Here is a 19,017-nt window from a genome sequence, read left to right as displayed (position 1 = left end):
TTTTCTTTCTTTTTTTACGGTGTTTATGATGCGTATAGGTGTTATTGCTATTCAGGGCGATGTTGCCGAACATGTTGAATCTGTTGAGAGAGCACTCGCTGAACGCGGGGAAACTGCAGAAGTGGTCACAATCAAGCATAAAGGCATAGTTCCTACCTGTGACGGTCTTGTGTTCCCGGGAGGAGAAAGCACAACTCTTGGTCGCCTGATCCTCAGGGAAGGCATTGACGAGGAGATCAAACAGGCGAAAGAGAAAGGTATCCCAATACTTGGTACCTGTGCAGGTCTGATCCTTCTTGCAAAGTCCGGAGATTCACAGGTCGAGAAGACGCATCAATACCTGCTTGGACTGATGGATATAAAGGTCAACAGGAATTCCTTTGGAAGGCAGTTCGAATCTTTCGAGATCGATCTTGATGTATCCGTACTTGATTCACCATACAATGCGATCTTTATCAGGGCGCCAGCGATCCTTGAGGCAGGGGAGAATGTGAACGTCCTTGCATCAATTGATGGCAAGATCGTTGCTGCTGAGCAGGATAATGTCCTGGCACTGGCATTCCATCCAGAGCTTACCGAGGATATGAGAATTCACCAGTATTTCCTTGATAAACTATTCTGAACTATAAAGAGGACAATTAGAGCTAAACTGTAACAGTAGCAATTTCATTGATCCATTGCTCTTTTTCAGCTCATTCAGTTTTCATTCTTTTTTTCATTATGTAGAACACGTATCCATAATCAGCTGAGCATTCTTTATAGACTTCCATTTCATCATATATCTCTTCAGAATAGCCAGCAAAATCAGCATTCTCCGGATACGTCTTTTTCATTTCTCCAAGGCGCTTTTCAAGAGGGTCATAATAATCGTCCCACCAAGCAGATTCAGGAAGCACAAAAGTATCAATGCAGTCAAGACCAAGCTCAGAGATCGTACCTTTGTTCTCTTCAACGGTCTTCATTGCAACTTCAGGATAACTGTTCCAATAGGAAAGTGCTTTCTCAGAAGGGTGATCTGTAAGCCAGTTTATCTCGCTCACACAGATATGTCCACCTTTTTTCAGGAACTGCTTCCAGTATGAAAGACCTTCTTTAAAGCCCATGATGTATATCGAGCCTTCGGCCCAGATCAGGTCAAAACTTTCCTTTTCATAAGGAAGGTCTGTCATAGAACCAATACATGTTCTGATTCTATCTGAAATGCCTTTCTTTACTGCTCTCTCGTTAAGGTCATCAAGGAATATCCTGTACAGATCAAGAGCATCTACCTGTCCTCCTGAAAGTTCTGCAAGCAAAAGGGTCTGCATCCCGGAACCACAACCGATGTCAAGTATATGCGGTCTTTCGGGCAGTTCTGATAGCATTTTGAATGCTTTTTTCGTGCATTCATTTTTACCCGGTCCCTGTCTTGGAAGCCTGTCAAAGATCTCTAAGAATACATCGGATCCCATTCTTGCACCTTTTATAATAAGAATAAAATTCAAATTTCAGTATATCACTCAGTAATGATAATGTTGTTTTGAGTAGATAACTGTTTTAGTCCACAGGTTCAGGAAATGCCCATCAGATCTCACGAAAAGATGTTCTGATAGTGGCAATATGAAACAAATAAGAAATTCTTATTAAGGTATAGCGTGTTTTCTCTTTAGGTCTTATAAGAGATCATGATTATTTTATTAGAAATGGTGATTTAGATGGTCAAACTCACAGAAGATATGAAGGAAGCATTTTCAAAGGTAAGAATTTTCCCATTTGCAACAGCATCAAAGGCAGGAATGCCAAATGTCATCCCTATAGGCATGTGCAAGTTAGTTGATGATGAAACGATCTGGGTCACGGACAACTATTTCCTGAAGACCCGGGAGAACCTGGATGAGAATCCTGTGGCATCCATCTTTGTCTGGGGCCCCGAGGTCGGCGCCTGCTTCCAGATCAAGGGAGATGTTGAGGTCAAGACAAGTGGCGATGACTATGATAAAGCCTATGCGGGTGCAAAGGCAATGGGTGACAAGTTCCCTGCAAAAGCTCTTATGGTCATGAAGATCACCGAAGTCTTCGAATGTGTTTCCGGGGACAATGCCGGAAAGAAGCTCCTTTGAGTATAAGGATTAATTGAAGGAGTTTTTAGTTAATGGTAAGTTTATGTTCTTGCTTGTTCATTTATTAATTTGAATGAAATTTCCGATCATAAGCTGAATTTACCATTAACTTTTTTGATTTCAGTATCAGTTATTTATTTTTCGTTAATTAGGTTTACAGATGTTTATTTTAACATCTCAAGTTACGATTTAGATTCCTCCGAATATTTTTAAATTGCTGTAGATTATGACCGTAAAGAACATTAAGAGTAAAATCAATTGGTGAATGAGAGCAGGTGCGTGAGGACATTTTGTCAATCAATATTAAATTTTGATCTTGACAACCGGCCCCTAATAAGGTCACCTCATAGGCAACGCTCCTGCCTCATTTATCATAACAACCTTTTTTCATAGCTACCTTATATGAAGCTTTTTTATCGATTTCATATTCTTTATTTAGCAACTGCAGCATACTTAAAGTACTGAATGTCGCCGGTATAATAGGGATATAAAAGAAAATCTCATCATTCTTTGAGAAGATGTGTGCAAGCTAAAAGGGATCAACTCATCTTCGATCGATTACCCTTTTTGCTCTTCCTTTTAATTTATAGAATTCCAGATCACCTGTGCCGGTTAATTTTATATCAACATCAAGTTCTCCATTATCATAGAGAGCCTTAGTACCAGTAATGGTATTGAGAAATCCTTTAAGGAAGTTCTCTTCGATGACAGATTTGTCACAATTAACTTCATCGATGCATTCCATACTGACCTTAAGAATAGAGGTTCCGTCTTCATCCTCATATAGGAAAGCTTCGTACTCACCTGTCAGGTAATCCATATTCTCCCTCTGGAAGACACCCCGTTCTACATCCACACGATTGAAAGGTGAACCTGAGATCCAATTTGTTTCAGCCTCACGTTCAGGAGTGGCGATCTTCATGTGGGTCCTGCCACATGCACATTTTTCTCTTGACTGGACTACTGTTGTGTCTTCAGTATCATAATTGATCAAAAGGCTACCGCACTTTTCACCAGGACTCAGAAGCGTTGTAAGCACTATCCTTCCACATTCGCCATCTTCAAGGAATTCCTTCCGGTATGGATCATATATGTCCAGATGGACAAGATCTTCCGGAACATGAAGGCCGTTCTGTTCTGTGCATTCCCCGCACATCGTTCCTTCGGTACTTCCATAGGTGTTGTAGATAGGACAGCCCCATAATTCTTCCAGGTAAGTCCTGCTCTCCTCGGCAAAGCTCTCTCCTCCTACGATCAGTTTTTCGATGCTGGTCTCCTTAGGATCGATCCCTTCCGTATTGAGCCTGCGTGCAAGCCTTAAAAGCTTGAAGACGCTTGCAACTATTCCTGTAGGCTGGTAGCTTTCCAGGACGCGGGTTGGAAATGTGCATTTTCCTTCCGGTATGACCGCCATACCAATATCACGAGCAGAAAGTGTCATGGTGTTGGCACCGACATTCATCCCATAGGATGCACACATTATCATCCTGTCACCCTTACCAAAACCCTGGGATAGAAAACTGCGGCTGTATTTCTCAGCAAAACGTACCCAGTCATCCCATGTGAGGAAAAATGCTTTAGGAGTTCCGCTTGTGCCACTGGTCTCATGGATCGTGTATATCTCATCCCAGTTCGCACTCATAAAACGAAAATCATCTGTCTTTGGTGGCTGGTTATTTCGTATCAGTTCACCGGAGATGAGTGGCAGTTCCAGCAGATCCTCATGATCCCGAATGCCTGAAGGAGAAATATCATGTTTGTCAAACCATTTCCTGTAGAAAGAAGAATGCTTTACAGCATAATCTATTGTATAGCGTAATTTTTCTTCTACCAGGGAATCAAGATCGCCCCTGTTCATGGTCTCAATTTCTTTCTTGTAGTACTCCCCGCCCAAATTATTACCCCCTGATCAATATATGCATTGCAGATCCTGATCATTGAATTCTATTATCAGTGTTTAAGGAACAAGACCCCGAACATAAAGATAGCTACAACGAATCCGGCTACTCCAAGTGTCGAGAGATTGCTTTCGGGTTGTGCTGCCATATAAGCTGAAGATACGAGAATGATGGACAGGAATACATACTTTGCAAGAGCATCGACCATCCTGTCATGTTTGATCTCACGGGTCTTTTCTTCAAGCTTCTCTATACGATATCCTCTTATCGTCTCAATAACATCATTCACACCCTGTGGCAGGTTCTTGAATATCTCCAGATACCTGTCGCCTTCAAGCAGGAAGTATTCACCTACCTTGAATGGTGAATATCTTTTCATCATTACCATGAAGATCAGTCTTTTTGCATCTTCGATGATATTGAACCTGGGATCTAGTTCCAGGCAAACACCTTCCACGATCACAAGAGAACGTTCAAGTGTGGAGAAATCACTTGGAAGGGATAGATTATATTTTAGTGCAAGATTCGCATAACTATCGTTCTGCCGTTCCCCTAAAGCAAAGTTCTGTATCGATATGAGCGTATCAAGGTCTACCTTGAACTTATGTACATTGATCTCTTCTTTATTGATGTCAGCGATCTTCAGGAAAGCATCAAAAGCAATGTCAACGTTCTTCTTGTAGATCCCATAGAAAAGGTTCAGCATGTTCCTGCGAAGCTCGGAATCAATTAGTCCAACAGCCCCGAAATCGATGAAAGCGATCCCGTCATCACGAAGAAGAATGTTTCCGGAGTGTGGGTCTGCATGGTAGAAACCATACAGATATACCTGGTTCAGATAACTGGAACTGATGATGTGTGCATATTTTGATCTTATCTTTTGGTCTGTTTCAGCAAGGTCTTTTACAAGAATACCTTCCATATAGTCCATTACAAGAATGCTTTCGGTACAATACTCATCGTGTACTGCGGGTATATGTACATCATGGGAGCCTTCAAATAGCTCTTCGAATCTCTTGATATTGCGAGCCTCGTTCAAAAGGTCTACTTCTTTGTTCAGCATATCCTGGAATTCATCGAGAAAATCATCAATATCGATATTGTCTCCAAAACCACCCACTTTCTTCATCAGTGGTTTGAGGTCATTGATGATAGCAAGATCAACATTGATCTGATCTATAAGGCCAGGTTTTGCGATCTTGACAGCTACTTTTTTGCCATCGATCCTTGCTTCATAGACCTGTGCTATGGATGCACTTGCAATAGGTTTTCTCTTGAATTCATCAAAATTCGAAAGGAATTCAGAAACGACCGTTGAAGCGTCTGCTTCTGCAATGGAACAACTGGCACGGAATCCCTCAAGGGACTCGGCCATCTCTTCAAGTTCAAGAGGATGGACCTTGTTCTGAAGCTGTGAAAGCTCTCTGGTATAATCCAGGGGAAGGAGATCAGGACGCTTGCTCATGATCTGGCCCAATTTGATGAACGTTACTCCAAGATCTTCAAATGCAAGCCTGAGCTTTCTTGCATTCTTTTGCATCTCAACATCGATATAGCAGGTTCCCTTTCTGTTGGAAACATAGTTCTGCTGTATATCTTTGTATAGGAGGCTGAACAAGTTGTACTTGAAAAAGACCTTTGTAATGGATAAGTATCGTCGTGTCTTCTTGAACATTGGTATAAGGTATGTTTTGTTCTAGTTAATAAATGAGAGGGGTAAGCAGAGCTAAAATCATTGGCTGCAAACCATATTTACTGGTCCTCTATCCTGGTTCATACCCCTTATAAACAATTGTGTTATATTTTTTTAAAAATCGAAATATATAAATTTGAATTTAAGTCTAAACTTCAATTTATACTTTAGATCAAAATTTAATTTATAATAATTTATTTTTTACCTTTTCTTTAGCATCCATACATGCTCGATTCCGCCATCATCAAAAGTTTCACCAAACTCTTCGAAACCGAAGGACTGGTAGAATCCTCTTGCATACATCTGTGAACTGAGGTAAATATCGTTATTTCCATACTCAGCTGCCTTTTGCAGAAGGAAATCCATAAGAACACGACCAACCCCGGTCCCACGATGAGTGTCCAGAACACAGATCCTGCCAATGTATGATCTTTTATCTTTTCCGTATAACCTGCCGGTAGCTACAGGTTTCCCTTTTAAAAAAAGAACAAGATGCGTGGCATAGCCATCCACCTCGTCGATCTCGATCTCTTCCGGAATCGATTGCTCATCAATAAAAACAGCCTTACGGACACTGAAAGCATCATCAAAGCATTCCATGCCTTTCGTCCATCTGATCTGCATTCATTCTCCTTTGTTTTTAACCCTGAGGTAAATGAAAGTTACAACTCCTGCAATTGTGCCGGCAGGAAGTCCTACGAATACAGAGAAAAAGATCATTTCCTGAAGCAGGTCAGTTACAGCAATGGCTACTATAGAGAATACGATGAAAGCGATTGCAAAGTGAACTATTCTCATCATGGTCGTCAAAAAATAAAGCTAGCCGGCAATTGGCCGGCAACTTATTTAAAGTTTTCCATTGACCACTTTGCACCGGCTTCAAGAATATCCAGATTCATAGGAATGAGCTTTGGTTTGCTTGCAAAAGTATCCTCTATTGCTTCCCTGAACACCTTTTCCGGAAGACGTGTGTCTCCCTGTGCCATGAGCACACCGAGCATAACTGTATTTGCAGCTTTTACTGATCCGGCATCTTTTGCGATCTGCATGGAAGGTACTGCAATTGCCCTTACTCCTTCAGGAGCATCGAAATCACCAATTGTGTCATCATAAAGTATAAGACCTCCTTTCTTCACATCGCCTGCGAATTTCTCAAGGGATGGCTGGTTAAGAGCTACAAGCACGTTTGACTCATAAACGACAGGTGAACCAATGGATTCTCCTGAGATAACGACTGAACAGTTGGAAGTTCCACCACGCTGTTCCGGTCCGTATGAAGGATACCAGGAAGAATAGCGCTGGTCACGGCATCCTGCACGAGCAAGTGTAAGTCCCATGCTTAAGACACCCTGGCCACCAAATCCGGCGATCTTAACAAGTGCCTGGCCAAACTCAGGGTCCGGTACAGCATCAGGGGATGCACTGCTGTCAAGGCTGTAGAGATCATCGATCCCCTTCTTGGAGAAATCACTATCTGAACGCCATAGAGGTTCTGTTTCATCGAAATTGTCCCTGAAGTTCTTCAGAGGGAATTCCTTCTCCATCAGGTCGTTCACGAAATCAGTGCTTTGTTCAGCATTTTGCCGGAGGTTGGTCGGACATGTGGAAAGCACTTCAACGAATGCATAGCCTTTGCCTTCCTTCTGTACTTCAAGAGCTCTCCTGACTGCTTTCTTTGCTTTCCTGATATGTGAAATATCTGATATTGAAACACGCTCGATGAAGACAGGAGCCTTGAGATTATCCAGCAACTCGCACATGTGCATTGGGTATCCTGCAAAGCGAGGGTCCCTGCCATCAGGACATGTGACGGTCTTCTCACCGATCAGCGTTGTTGGTGCCATCTGGCCACCGGTCATACCATAGACAGTGTTGTTCACAAAGAACACGGCCATCTTTTCACCACGGTTTGCTGCCTGGATTGTCTCATTAAGACCGATAGATGCGAGGTCACCGTCACCCTGGTAGGATATCACAACAGAGTTGTCCTGTGCCCTTGACATACCGGTACCTACAGCAGGTGCACGTCCATGTGCGACCTGAAGGTTTCCGCAATCAAAGTAGTAGTAAGCAAAAACTGCACAACCCACAGGGCTGATCATGACGCTTCTGTCCTGGATATCAAGCTCTTCCATAGCTTCCCCGATCAGTTTGTGCAAAATACCGTGTCCGCATCCCGGACAATAGTGGGTTGCAGTTGGTGCCGCTCCGCCTTTGCGTGGGAACTCTTCATAAATTCCGGCTGGTCTTCCAATGATCTTTTCTGCCATGTTCATTCCTCCCTAGCAGCAATTTCTCTAATCTTTTCCATGACCTGATCCATTGTGATAAGGTTTCCACCCATGCGGTTAACAAGTTCCACAGGCTTGCTACAACCGGTTGCAAGACGTACATCGTCTATCAGCTGACCATTGCTCATCTCAACAGAAACGAAGGTCTTATCACCTGCATCTGCAAGGGCCTTCAGCTCATTTTCAGGGAATGGGAACAATGTTATCGGACGGAAAAGTCCGACCTTGATACCTTCTCTCCTTGCAACCTCTACAGCTGAACGGCAGATCCTGCTGCTGATACCATATGCTACGAGTACAATTGATGCATCTTCCATCATGTATTCCTCGTAATCGACCTCATTTTCCTTGACGGTCTCATACTTTTCCTGAAGCCTGTAGTTAAAGTCCTCAAGCTGGTCAAAGTCCAGGAAGATAGATGTTACAAGGTTCTGACGTGTTTCCTTTGTTCCGCAAACAGCCCATGACTCGTCAATGACTGGTTCCACAGCTTCTTCAGGGAACTGGAGCGGCTCGATCATCTGTCCAAGTACACCATCTGCAAGTACTACGACAGGATTGCGATACTTTGTTGAAAGCTCAAATGCCTTTATTGTAAAGTCACACATTTCCTGGACGGAATTTGGTGCGATGACAATGTTGCGGTAGTTTCCATGTCCGCCACCTTTTACGACCTGTGTGTAATCTCCCTGTTCAGGGCCAATGTTACCAAGACCAGGACCTGCTCTCATGATATCTACGATGACGCATGGGAGTTCAGCTCCAGCGAGATATGATACACCTTCCTGTTTCAAACTCATACCCGGGCCTGATGACGCTGTCAGAACCCTGTGTCCGGCAGATGCTGCACCATAGACCATGTTAATTGCAGCTTCTTCTGATTCTGCCTGTACGAATTTCCTTCCAAGTTTCGGGAATGTCTGGGAAGCTTCGTGCAGGATCTCACTTGCAGGTGTGATCGGATATCCGAAATAACAGTCACAACCAGCATATAAAGCACCAATGACAACTGCAGAGTTGCCTTTTATTAATTGTGTAGCCATAAAACATCACCTCATTTTTTTTGGCTTATTCTTCCTTGATCGGGATATGCACAGCAATAGCCAGTGGCTCAGGACAAGTGTAGTAACAATTTCCGCATCCTATGCATCCATCTCCCGTATATTCAACATAGCGGTAGCCGCGTTCGTTAATGTGTTCACTCATAAAGAGTACATCTTTAGGACATGCTGCTACGCATCTCTCACATCCTTTACATTCAATAATGTTCAGCTCAGGATATGGTTGCATCTTTTCCTTATTCTCAGACATAATATCAACTCAATGAACGGATAAATATGATCTTAAATGATCGGTCTTGCGATCTTCTTAGATCGAGTATCTTCAATATTTTTCTAATAAATATATCAGGAAACCTTTTAGCTTCCTGAGATGAAGTAATCAAGGTTTATCAGTTTGTTGCTTTGTCGTGATCACGTATCTCGACACGCCTTATCTTGCCACTTATGGTTTTTGGGAGTTCATCCACAAATTCCACAGCTCTTGGATACTTGTAAGGTGCAGTGGCTTTTTTGACATGGTTCTGCAACTCTTTCTTAAGCTCATCACTTGCTTCATATCCTTTTACAAGCACAATGGTCGCTTTAACGATCTGGCCACGAACCGGATCAGGTACAGCTGTGATGGCACATTCGAGCACAGAAGGATGCTCTATAAGGGCACTCTCTACCTCGAAAGGACCGATCTTGTAACCGGAGCTCTTGATGATATCATCAGATCTCCCGATGAACCAGAAATAACCATCCTCATCTTTCCATGCCATATCACCTGTATGGTAATATCCATCATGCCAGGTAGCTTTTGTTTTCTCCTCATCTGCACGATATCCGGCAAAGAGACCTACTGGCTTGCCTTTGGAAGTATTGATAACGATCTCTCCTTCCTCACCGGAATCACAGAGCTTCCCGTCAAGGTTCAATAACTGGATATCGTATTCAGGTGATGGTTTTCCCATGGACCCCGGTTTTGGTTCCATCCAGGGATAGGTTGCGATGGTCACAACACTCTCGGTCTGGCCGAAACCTTCCATAAGTTTCAGTCCTGTGAACTCAAGGAACCGCTCGTACACTTCAGGGTTCAAAGGCTCACCCGCAACCACACAGTACTCAAGGCTGCTGAAATCATACTGTGAAAGGTCTTCTTTTATAAGGAACCTGTAGATAGTAGGCGGTGCACAGAAAGTTGTCACACCATACTTGCTGGCCTTCTCAAGCATGTTCTTTGCATTGAAACGCTCATAGTCATAGACAAAGACAGCAGTACCACAGATCCACTGGCCATAGAGCTTACCCCATACGCATTTTGCCCAGCCGGAGTCTGCAACTGTAAGGTGTAATCCGTCGTCCATCACGTTCTGCCAGTACTTAGCAGTGATTATGTGGCCAAGTGGATAGGCAAAATCATGCTGCACCATTTTTGGCAGGCCGGTTGTTCCGGATGAGAAATACAAAAGGGAAATATCATCGTTATTTGTTGCTTCATCGCCTTCAGGTCTGGTAAAATCTTCAGAAGCTTCCTCAAGCTCCTTTTTGAAATTGATCCAGCCCTCTTTCTCAACATTAAGGACGGCTTTGTGAAGCAGGACATCCTCGTACCCTTTGTGACCTTCATCGATGTAACCCATGAGACCTTCATCGTCTGCACTTACTACCATCTTGATCTTTGCAAGTTCGATACGATAGGTCACATCCTTGGTTGTCAGCATATGAGTTGCAGGAAGAGTGACAGCACCGATCTTATGCAGGGCAAGGATGCAGATCCAGAACTCGTACCTGCCCTTTAAGGTCAGCATTACAACATCGCCTTTTCCGATGCCATATTTTCTGAAGAGATTTGCAGCTTTATCGCTGTAGTATTTCAGCTCCCTGAAATTATATATCAGTTCTTCACCATCATCATCGCACCATACAAGCGCTCTTTTCTCAGGTTGTTCCTCTGCGTACCTGTCGACAATATCGTATGCGAAATTAAAGTTCTCGGGGATCTTTATCTTAAAGTTCTCCTTGTAGTCATCATACGATTCGAATTCCGTGCGTGAAACATATTCTTCTAAAAAAGATGACATATTTACACCGTTTTCCATTTCTAATAGATCAATTCTTAAATTTGGATCAAATTTATGTTTTTCAGACTATCATAGCCAGGAACTTTGCAGGTTTATCACCAATGGCTTCCATTGCATGTCCATAGCTGGAATCAAAATAAATGGAATCTCCTTCCTCAAGAACGATCTCATTGTCATGTATCCTTACCATCAAGGTACCTTCAAGAACAAGATCGAACTCTTGTCCGGGGTGGGAATTCATGGAGTTATTAGCATCTGTTGATCCGGCCTCAACTTCAACAAGGAAAGTTTCTGCCTTTTTGTGTATGAAATTTGGCGCAAGGTTCTGATATTGGTAAGCCTCTCTTCTTTCAACAGTGGGTCCCTTGTCTTTCCTGGTAACAGTAAAAATATGCATGCGTGGTTCTTCGCCGGTTAAAAGTAATGTCATATCTACTTTCAGGAACTGTGCGATCTCAAAAAGTATGCTGGCAGGAATATCAGCTTCACCTGTATCATACTGCTGATAGGTTTCAACAGGGATATTCAGATATTTTGCCATTTCTTCTGCACTTATTTCTGACAGCTCGCGCAATTCATGGATACGTGACGAGATTTCCTTTATTTTTTCCTGCATGATATCAACTTTTATTTGTTAATAAGGAAGATACTTACAAAATAAAATAGAATTTTGAAAGAAACAATATTCAAGCAACTTAACTTGATATTGCGATCCTTTTTCACATTTTAACATACAGGAAGTTAAAAAAGGTAGTGGGTGCCATGTTAGCACATAGCACAATTAAGTGATCCGAACCAGATATTCAATCTGCAGGACCAATATTTATTGAATATTCAAAGTTCTCTGTGTTGTGTGGCATGATATTAAGTGTCCACTCACCGACAGCACCATCGATAAGATACGTCTCTGAATATCCGGTAGAACCCTGCTGATAGACATCAGGCTGTTCCATATTTTCATTCATCACAGATTCAACTTCCATATAGCTGCTGGCAGCTTCATCCATTGCCATCATGTAAGGAACAGGATACTGCTGTCCAAGACTGACAGAGCCACTGTAGCTTGTGCTTACAAGTACTGGTCTGACCTCGCCTTTTGCATTCTTCAAAAGAACATCAAAGGAAGGTGTTGCAGAAGATGTGCTGCTGCTGCCATAGTTATAGTCCGTTGAAAATACTTTGATGGTGATGGGACCATCGGTCCTTGCAGTGAAAGTTGTTGTGAATGGGTCCTCGGGTTGTTGCCAGACATCGAAGTTCATGCTTACCTTCTGACTCCATTCAGTGATGGTCCTGTCATCAATGTTCAGGTTGATCATTCCATTGACACTTCCTTCTGCATCAGCAGGGATACTGACCTTTACCTTAACAACAGCTTTCTCTCCCGGCTTGATAACAGAAGGTGCTGTGATAATAACATCTTTCTCATCAAGAGATACCTGTGAACTGTATCTGTACCATTCATCCTCGATCTCCTCAAACTCAGGATTAATGGAAATTGCCTTGTCGCCAACGTTCTTGAGCTTGATGCTATACTCATATTCAGCACCTGCTTCCACGCGGTCGCTGATGTATGAATTAAAGATCTCCACATTTGGTGGCAGCCATACATTCACTGAAAGTTCTAGAGCTCCGTTGTAACCTGGATAGAGAGAAGTAACGTCTTCTTCAAAACCGCTAAAGAACACGTTTGCATTATAGTAGCCAAGTTCAGCATCTTCAGGAACTGAGACTTTGATAGTGAACTCCTGTTTTTCTCCGGTCTCCATTTCAGCCTTTGCAGGTGATATGGTAACCCAGTCCCCATCAAGTTCATTGTCGCTGTAGAACTGTGGCGCAAGGTATGGTTCGACAGTTATTGCCTCTTCGCCATGGTTGTAAAGGACCACAATTACTTCATCGGACTCACCGGGTTTCAATGTAAGGTAGGAATATCCCGGATCAACATAGAGAGGACCGATTTCTCTTCCAGCTTCAGGGTAGATGATGTCCTGATAGTATCCATCAGCAGCGATCTTTTCAGCTATTAATACAGGTTCTTCGGCCACTGGCTCAGAGATTGCAACAGCAACACCTGCTGCCGTCATGCTGAGCAACAGCATACCGAGTGTGATAAATGCGAAATATTTCTTCATATAAATTTCTCCTTTATGATCGTGATCGTCTTTCGACATGTTACAATATGATTTTAACTTATTAAAGAATTGTCTAAACTTCAAATTAATTCGTAGTTATCAAATTAAGAAAAAAAAGAGCAGCATGCTTGAAACATGCCACTTGATAATAATTTAGTGATGATCATATCATTATTTGTTCGATCAATTAACTAATCTAATAACCAATGATTCATCATTTTATTCTGCTTCTTTTCATCAGCAGTGAGTTCGTCACAACAGACACCGAGCTCATTGCCATGAAGGCTGCTGCCATTGCAGGGGTCACAAGTACCTGATGGAAAACAGGATAAAGAACACCTGCAGCGATCGGGATACCAAGACTGTTGTACCCAAAGGCCCAGAACAGGTTCTGCTTTATCTTTCTCATGGTCAGGCGGCTTAAGCGCAGGGAAGCTACCACATCAAGCAGGTCGTTCCTGATAAGCACGATCTGTGCTGACTCAATAGCCACATCTGTACCGGCTCCCATGGCGATCCCTACTTCCGCCTGGGTAAGTGCAGGTGCATCATTGATACCGTCACCGACCATTGCAACTGTCTTTCCTTCATCCTGAAGTTTCCTGACCTCAGCGGCTTTGTCTTCAGGTAACACTTCAGAGAGAACACGATCAATACCAGCTTTAGATGCAATTGCTGATGCGGTCCTGCTATTATCTCCTGTAATCATCACAACTTCAAGTCCCATCTCTTTGAGCCTGGAAACAGCCTCTATGGAATTTGCCTTGAGAGTATCTGCTACCGCTACGATGCCTGTTGCATTGCCATCAACTGAGACCAACATAGCGGTCTTGCCCTGATGTTCAAGCTCTTCAAGCCTGCCAGTAAGGGAAGAAACGTCAACATTGCTGTCAGCCATGAGCTTTCTGGTACCCAGCAGTACTTCCTGCTCTTTGATCACTGCCTTTACACCATGTCCCGGGATGGAGTCAAAGGATGAAACATCAAGTATAGGGACGCTTTTATCTACAGCAGCGTTCACGATAGCTTCGCCCAGAGGATGTTCGGATCCCTTCTCCGTAGTAGCTGCAAGGGAAAGCACTTCATCTTCAGTGTGTTCTCCAAAAGCGATAATATCAGTTAATACAGGTTTTCCTTCTGTAAGCGTACCTGTCTTGTCAAATATTATAGTATTGATCTTGCGGCTGACCTCAAGTGCTTCACCACCCTTGATAAGGATACCATTCTCAGCTCCTTTTCCGGTACCTACCATTATGGCCACCGGAGTTGCAAGTCCCACAGCACAGGGGCAGGATATCACAAGAACTGTTATTCCGATCAGAAGTGAGAACAGGAACGGACTTGTGATTACAGAATACTGTCCAACATCGAACATGTTGTATCCGATAAAAAGCCAGAACAGGAATGAAAGTAAAGCAATTGCTATGACTGCGACAATGAAGCGACCGGCAACAAAGTCAGCTATTCTCTGGATAGGTGCCTTGGATGTCTGTGCATCTTCCACCAGCTTGATGATCTGTGAAAGTGCAGTATCAGCACCTACTTTTGTAGCCTCGAACCTGAAAGAACCGGTACCATTAACAGTAGCACCTATTATCTGGTCACCTACATTCTTCTCAACAGGAATGCTTTCACCGGTTATCATGGATTCGTCGATGGAAGATGTACCTTCGGTCACGATACCATCCACCGGTAGTTTCTCTCCCGGCCTGACAACAACAATGTCTCCAGTGACCACATCTTCCACAGCTACTTCGATCTCTTCGCCATTCTTCATGACTCTTGCAGTCCTTGCCTGCAGTCCGATAAGCTTCCTGATAGCTTCAGATGTTCTGCCTCTTGCCTTTGCTTCGAGGTAACGTCCAAAGGTTATGAAAGTGATTAGCATTGCAGCTGAATCGAAGAAAGTATGCTGGTATCCCGGTCCCAGATCGATGAAACTTGTCACAACACTGATGGTATAAGCAGCACCAGTACCCGTTGCTATCAAAAGGTTCATATCAGCTGAACCATGTCGAAGTCCTTTGTAGGCACCAACAAAATACTGCCTTCCCGGGAAAGCCATTACTATAGTAGTAAGGACAAAAAGTACAATCCTGTCAGCAAGTATAGGAGGTACAAAATAAAGATACTGTGGGAATCCCCCACTCATTCCACCAAGAGCGATCGGGATTGTCAATAGGAAAGCAATTAGCAGATTGTTCCTCTGGTGAGTGATCTCCAGGTCCCTTGCAGCCTGTTCACGATCAGCAGGTCTTCCTTCCTTCTTTACGGATGCTGTATAGCCGATCCCATCTATAGCGCTAAGCATGTCAGCGACAGAAACCTTTGAGGAATCATATTCAGCATGCGCACTTGACATTGGGAAATTCACACTGGCATTACTTACACCATCAAGTTTCCGTAGAGCACGTTCGATGTTAGACGCACATGCAGCACAGGCCATGCCTCCCACATCAAAATCGATCTCATCTTTCAGTACTCCATAACCTGTGTCTACGATCGTATCTTCTAGTTTATTAGTGGTTATCAGCTTTGGGTCATAGGTCACAGATGCTTTTTCAAGCGGGAGGTTGACAGTCGCCGAAAGGACACCGGGTTGTTTCTTCAGTGCATCTTCTATGCGTAATGCACAGGCAGCACAGGTCATACCTGTAACTTTTAATGTAGAATCCGCGGGTTTCCCTGTGGTATCTTCTACAGGCTCTTCTACAGGCTCTTCTACAGGCTCTTCTGATGGAGTCTCAGTTGAGCTTCTTGTCGATATTTCTGATGGATCTTCTGAACCGCTATCTTCACGGGTATCGTAACCGGCATCTTCAACTGCCTGTTTGATCTCATCAAGAGTTACTTTTTCAGGATCGAAACTAACAGTAGCATTGTTCTCCTCAAGACTTACCTCTACACTTTCCACCCCTTCAAGAGAGGAAATTACTTTCGTAATCCTGTCATGGCAATGCATGCAGGTCATTCCATGGACATCGATCGTGACTTTCATATTATCACACCAAAAAAAATAAAGAAACTTAGGTTCGTCAATCAATCAGTACTTTCAGTGCTACCATGCAGCAAAAATTAAAGATATAAGGTTTCAGATAAGGTCAGATAAGGTCAGGCCTTATATCCGGCACCATTGATTGCTTTTTTAATTGTGTCAAGATCTGCTGTTTGTGGATCGTAGGAAACATTAGCTTCTCCTTTCTCAAGATCGACATCAACAGAAGAGACACCTTCAACACTGGATATTGCTTTTGTAACAGCCATCTGGCAATGTCCACAGGACATTCCCTCTACTTTTATAGTTGTTTCAACCATTTTTACTCCCATTAGAAATGTGTAATTATTAGATTAATACTTTTTCCAATATTTTTATGTCAGCGCAAACTACTTAATGTGTCAGCCGGTTAGTTAACGCCGTTAACCTACTTAAATATACCATGCCTAAGTATATTATAGGTATATGCTACCCATATTTATAAAAACAAAAAAGCATAATGGGGTGTAATTACCCTTATAAAAATCCAAGAGCTTTGATATACTATGCAATATAAATTATAACGTGGTGGGAATATGCAGGACATGAAAGATATAATTGACAGGATAAATACCCTGAAAGCAAAACATAATGCAGTTATCCTTGCCCACAATTACCAGCGTCCGGAAGTACAGGACATTGCGGATTTCACAGGTGATTCCCTGGGACTCAGCCAGCAGGTGGTCTATTCAGACGCTGATGTCATCGTTTTCTGTGGAGTGGATTTCATGGCAGAGAGTGCTGCAATACTCAGTCCGGAAAAGACTGTACTCTTGCCTGATAAAGATGCAGGTTGTCCGATGGCTGAAATGGTCGATGTGATCTCCCTTGACGATGTAAAGAAAGAACACCCGGATGCAGCCGTGGTCTGCTATGTAAATTCCTCTGCTGAGATCAAGGCCCAGTGTGATATTTGCTGTACATCTGCAAATGCCATTGATGTGGTCAACTCCATTGAAGAGGACGAGATCATCTTTGTCCCTGACAAGAACCTCGGCACCTATGTTTCACATTTCACTGACAAGAAGATCATTACATGGGAAGGTTTCTGTCCAACCCATCACCAGATGCGTGCACCGGATGTCATCAAGGCAAAAGAAGAGCATCCTGACGCACTGTTCCTGGCACATCCGGAATGCAGGACAGAAGTACTGGACCTTGCAGATGAGGTTCTCAGTACTACAGGAATACTCAAGTATGCAAAGAACTCTGATGCAAAGGAATTCATCATTGGAACTGAGAACGGCTTGCTCCACAGGTTAAGGAAAGAGAATCCTGACAAGAAGTTCTACTATGTGTCCGAGTTCACTATCTGTACTAACATGAAGATCACAACCCTGGAGTCAGTGCTCAATTCACTTGAGAAAATGGAATATGTGATCACAGTTCCTGAAGAAACAAGGCTCAAAGCAAAAGAAGCACTTGACAGGATGCTTGCGGTAAAACGCACTATGTAATATTAATGAGAGCATAGCCTGAAAACGAAACCACATTTCAGTTCAGGCTTCTCACAATGTTATCCCATATCTCTTTTAGTTTCTCTGAAAACTCATTTGACATTTCATTATCTGAATATTCTATCACTGTTTTTTCCTGGATCATTGCCTCGGTCGGAATTCTGCTAAAAGGAAGTTTTCCCACAACATCGATCCCGTTTTCTCTGCAATAATCTTCAATGACACGGGTGTTATCTTCATTTATATCGTACCTGTTTATACAGACCACAGCCGGAATATTAAAGTGGCCGGCTACGCCCAGAACCCGTTCGAGATCATGAATTCCTGATACGCTGGGTTCGGTTACGACTGCAACCATATCAACACCGGTAATGGAAGCAATAACAGAGCAACCTGTTCCAGGGGGACCATCGATGATTATCAGGTCTTTGTCATATCTATCAGCAAGGTCTCTGGCATTCTCCCTGACAAACGCTACCAGTTTACCACTTGCTTCCTCTCCTACACTGAGCTTTGCATGTGCCATTGTTCCGAACCTGGTTTCAGAAAGATAAGCTTCTCCTGCCTTTCTTTCGACCATCGTTATAGCTCCTTCAGGACAGGTATGGGCACATACCCCACAGCCCTCGCATTCGCAGCTATCGATCTTGATATCATCAGTAATTGCATCGAACCTGCAGGCCTCTTTACACAAGCCACATTTGATGCACAGAGAGTCATCAATGGATGCTTCCTTTAGCCCATAGAAATCGATTGTTTCAGTTATCTTCGGGTCCAATATAAGGTGCATATCGGCTGCATCCACATCACAGTCAGCTATCACAGCATTATCTGCAAGTGAAGCAAAAGCTGCTGCGATAGTAGTTTTCCCTGTGCCACCTTTTCCGCTTATTATAGTAAGCTGTTTCATGTTATTTCTCCGATCTCAAAATATTTCAGGAAACATCAATGTGTTCCCATGATGACCCTGACATCACACATATCCCTGATCGCTTCTGCAAGTTCTTCAGCATAAGGACATTTAGGCGGGTTAGGGATCGGTTTTATCATGCAGGTGCAGAGGAATATTACTTCAGCTCCTCTCCTTATCATTTCCCTGATCTGTCTAATCGAATCTCTTCCCGGACATCCTCCGCATGTGACCATGCCAATAATATCAATATCCTCATCCTTGAACTCTTCAAGTGTACCTGTCCCATTCTTTATCGCCTTAAAACAGGATGTACCCGGACAGGACCTTGAGGCCATTTCACATCTTACCAATCCGATCTTTACCATTAATATCA

Annotated in this window: 18 protein-coding genes; 3 read left to right on the top strand and 15 right to left on the bottom strand. The window is 43.1% G+C overall.

The features are described from left to right. The first annotated feature begins 28 nt into the window (after positions 1-28). Positions 29-622, top strand: a complete 594-nt coding sequence (pdxT, locus tag E7X57_RS06830) for a pyridoxal 5'-phosphate synthase glutaminase subunit PdxT (RefSeq protein ID WP_135612105.1) — start codon at positions 29-31, stop codon at positions 620-622. A gap of 70 nt (positions 623-692) precedes the next feature. On the opposite strand, the gene E7X57_RS06825 is transcribed toward pdxT, so the two are convergent. After that, positions 693-1,451, bottom strand: coding sequence for a class I SAM-dependent methyltransferase (locus E7X57_RS06825; RefSeq protein WP_135611948.1), 759 nt, complete (start codon positions 1,449-1,451; stop codon positions 693-695). 243 nt (positions 1,452-1,694) lie between these two features. Here E7X57_RS06825 and E7X57_RS06820 point away from each other — a divergent pair, with 243 nt between their 5' ends. Then, positions 1,695-2,099, top strand: coding sequence for a pyridoxamine 5'-phosphate oxidase family protein (locus E7X57_RS06820; protein WP_135611946.1), 405 nt, complete (start codon positions 1,695-1,697; stop codon positions 2,097-2,099). A 544-nt stretch (positions 2,100-2,643) separates the two neighbouring features. Here the strand turns inward: E7X57_RS06820 and ftsA are convergent. The 12 genes from ftsA to E7X57_RS06765 form a co-directional block, all read right to left on the bottom strand. Beyond that, a complete protein-coding gene (ftsA, locus tag E7X57_RS06815) occupies positions 2,644-3,957 on the bottom strand; it encodes a coenzyme F390 synthetase (protein ID WP_244603631.1) in 1,314 nt (437 codons plus the stop codon). A 92-nt stretch (positions 3,958-4,049) separates the two neighbouring features. Then, positions 4,050-5,672 carry an AarF/ABC1/UbiB kinase family protein gene (locus E7X57_RS06810; RefSeq protein WP_135611942.1) on the bottom strand — a complete coding sequence of 541 codons (1,623 nt, stop codon included), beginning with the start codon at positions 5,670-5,672 and terminating at the stop codon, positions 4,050-4,052. A 219-nt stretch (positions 5,673-5,891) separates the two neighbouring features. After that, a complete protein-coding gene (locus tag E7X57_RS06805; protein WP_135611939.1) occupies positions 5,892-6,314 on the bottom strand; it encodes a GNAT family N-acetyltransferase in 423 nt (140 codons plus the stop codon). Next, complete coding sequence (locus tag E7X57_RS12480; protein ID WP_167880926.1) at positions 6,315-6,491, bottom strand: hypothetical protein; 177 nt, start codon at positions 6,489-6,491, stop codon at positions 6,315-6,317. Between the two features lie 41 nt (positions 6,492-6,532). Next, entirely contained in the window at positions 6,533-7,960 is a 1,428-nt protein-coding gene (locus E7X57_RS06800; RefSeq protein WP_135611937.1) for a 2-oxoacid:acceptor oxidoreductase family protein, read from the bottom strand. A gap of 2 nt (positions 7,961-7,962) precedes the next feature. Next, positions 7,963-9,024, bottom strand: coding sequence for a 3-methyl-2-oxobutanoate dehydrogenase subunit VorB (locus E7X57_RS06795; RefSeq protein WP_135611935.1), 1,062 nt, complete (start codon positions 9,022-9,024; stop codon positions 7,963-7,965). Positions 9,025-9,049: 25 nt separating this feature from the next. Continuing rightward, positions 9,050-9,292, bottom strand: a complete 243-nt coding sequence (locus E7X57_RS06790; RefSeq protein WP_135611933.1) for a ferredoxin family protein — start codon at positions 9,290-9,292, stop codon at positions 9,050-9,052. A gap of 139 nt (positions 9,293-9,431) precedes the next feature. Continuing rightward, a complete protein-coding gene (locus tag E7X57_RS06785; protein ID WP_135611931.1) occupies positions 9,432-11,105 on the bottom strand; it encodes an AMP-binding protein in 1,674 nt (557 codons plus the stop codon). Positions 11,106-11,166: 61 nt separating this feature from the next. Continuing rightward, a complete protein-coding gene (locus E7X57_RS06780) occupies positions 11,167-11,721 on the bottom strand; it encodes a helix-turn-helix domain-containing protein (protein ID WP_135611929.1) in 555 nt (184 codons plus the stop codon). Between the two features lie 187 nt (positions 11,722-11,908). Beyond that, positions 11,909-13,240: a hypothetical protein gene (locus E7X57_RS06775; protein ID WP_135611927.1), complete on the bottom strand. Its 1,332-nt coding sequence runs from the start codon at positions 13,238-13,240 to the stop codon at positions 11,909-11,911. Positions 13,241-13,454: 214 nt separating this feature from the next. Beyond that, positions 13,455-16,238, bottom strand: a complete 2,784-nt coding sequence (locus tag E7X57_RS06770) for a heavy metal translocating P-type ATPase (RefSeq protein ID WP_135611925.1) — start codon at positions 16,236-16,238, stop codon at positions 13,455-13,457. A gap of 113 nt (positions 16,239-16,351) precedes the next feature. After that, positions 16,352-16,555 (bottom strand): heavy-metal-associated domain-containing protein, encoded by a 204-nt coding sequence (locus E7X57_RS06765; protein ID WP_135611923.1) that lies wholly within the window; start codon positions 16,553-16,555, stop codon positions 16,352-16,354. 255 nt (positions 16,556-16,810) lie between these two features. Here E7X57_RS06765 and nadA point away from each other — a divergent pair, with 255 nt between their 5' ends. Next, on the top strand, positions 16,811-17,731 hold the full coding sequence (nadA, locus tag E7X57_RS06760; protein ID WP_135611921.1) for a quinolinate synthase NadA: 921 nt from the start codon (positions 16,811-16,813) through the stop codon (positions 17,729-17,731). 37 nt (positions 17,732-17,768) lie between these two features. On the opposite strand, the gene E7X57_RS06755 is transcribed toward nadA, so the two are convergent. Continuing rightward, complete coding sequence (locus E7X57_RS06755) at positions 17,769-18,641, bottom strand: ATP-binding protein (protein ID WP_135611919.1); 873 nt, start codon at positions 18,639-18,641, stop codon at positions 17,769-17,771. Between the two features lie 35 nt (positions 18,642-18,676). Then, complete coding sequence (locus E7X57_RS06750; protein ID WP_135611917.1) at positions 18,677-19,009, bottom strand: CGGC domain-containing protein; 333 nt, start codon at positions 19,007-19,009, stop codon at positions 18,677-18,679. Positions 19,010-19,017: the final 8 nt, after the last annotated feature.

The sequence above is a fragment of the Methanococcoides sp. AM1 genome, from assembly GCF_900774055.1.
GTDB lineage: Archaea > Halobacteriota > Methanosarcinia > Methanosarcinales > Methanosarcinaceae > Methanococcoides.
Note: the sequence above shows the minus strand (reverse complement) of the source record. Positions and strands in the feature narration are given on the sequence as shown.

What these genes read in the sequence shown, in the direction of transcription:
- nadA (WP_135611921.1), top strand. Translation starts at nt 16,811, where the DNA reads ATGCAGGACATGAAAGATATAATTGACAGGATAAATACCCTGAAAGCA.
- E7X57_RS06775 (WP_135611927.1), bottom strand. Translation starts at nt 13,240, where the DNA reads ATGAAGAAATATTTCGCATTTATCACACTCGGTATGCTGTTGCTCAGC.
- E7X57_RS06800 (WP_135611937.1), bottom strand. Translation starts at nt 7,960, where the DNA reads ATGGCAGAAAAGATCATTGGAAGACCAGCCGGAATTTATGAAGAGTTC.
- E7X57_RS06780 (WP_135611929.1), bottom strand. Translation starts at nt 11,721, where the DNA reads ATGCAGGAAAAAATAAAGGAAATCTCGTCACGTATCCATGAATTGCGC.
- E7X57_RS06765 (WP_135611923.1), bottom strand. Translation starts at nt 16,555, where the DNA reads ATGGTTGAAACAACTATAAAAGTAGAGGGAATGTCCTGTGGACATTGC.
- E7X57_RS06820 (WP_135611946.1), top strand. Translation starts at nt 1,695, where the DNA reads ATGGTCAAACTCACAGAAGATATGAAGGAAGCATTTTCAAAGGTAAGA.
- ftsA (WP_244603631.1), bottom strand. Translation starts at nt 3,957, where the DNA reads ATGAACAGGGGCGATCTTGATTCCCTGGTAGAAGAAAAATTACGCTAT.
- E7X57_RS06805 (WP_135611939.1), bottom strand. Translation starts at nt 6,314, where the DNA reads ATGCAGATCAGATGGACGAAAGGCATGGAATGCTTTGATGATGCTTTC.
- E7X57_RS06770 (WP_135611925.1), bottom strand. Translation starts at nt 16,238, where the DNA reads ATGAAAGTCACGATCGATGTCCATGGAATGACCTGCATGCATTGCCAT.
- E7X57_RS06790 (WP_135611933.1), bottom strand. Translation starts at nt 9,292, where the DNA reads ATGTCTGAGAATAAGGAAAAGATGCAACCATATCCTGAGCTGAACATT.
- E7X57_RS06785 (WP_135611931.1), bottom strand. Translation starts at nt 11,105, where the DNA reads ATGTCATCTTTTTTAGAAGAATATGTTTCACGCACGGAATTCGAATCG.
- E7X57_RS06755 (WP_135611919.1), bottom strand. Translation starts at nt 18,641, where the DNA reads ATGAAACAGCTTACTATAATAAGCGGAAAAGGTGGCACAGGGAAAACT.
- E7X57_RS06825 (WP_135611948.1), bottom strand. Translation starts at nt 1,451, where the DNA reads ATGGGATCCGATGTATTCTTAGAGATCTTTGACAGGCTTCCAAGACAG.
- E7X57_RS06795 (WP_135611935.1), bottom strand. Translation starts at nt 9,024, where the DNA reads ATGGCTACACAATTAATAAAAGGCAACTCTGCAGTTGTCATTGGTGCT.
- E7X57_RS06810 (WP_135611942.1), bottom strand. Translation starts at nt 5,672, where the DNA reads ATGTTCAAGAAGACACGACGATACTTATCCATTACAAAGGTCTTTTTC.
- E7X57_RS12480 (WP_167880926.1), bottom strand. Translation starts at nt 6,491, where the DNA reads ATGATGAGAATAGTTCACTTTGCAATCGCTTTCATCGTATTCTCTATA.
- pdxT (WP_135612105.1), top strand. Translation starts at nt 29, where the DNA reads ATGCGTATAGGTGTTATTGCTATTCAGGGCGATGTTGCCGAACATGTT.
- E7X57_RS06750 (WP_135611917.1), bottom strand. Translation starts at nt 19,009, where the DNA reads ATGGTAAAGATCGGATTGGTAAGATGTGAAATGGCCTCAAGGTCCTGT.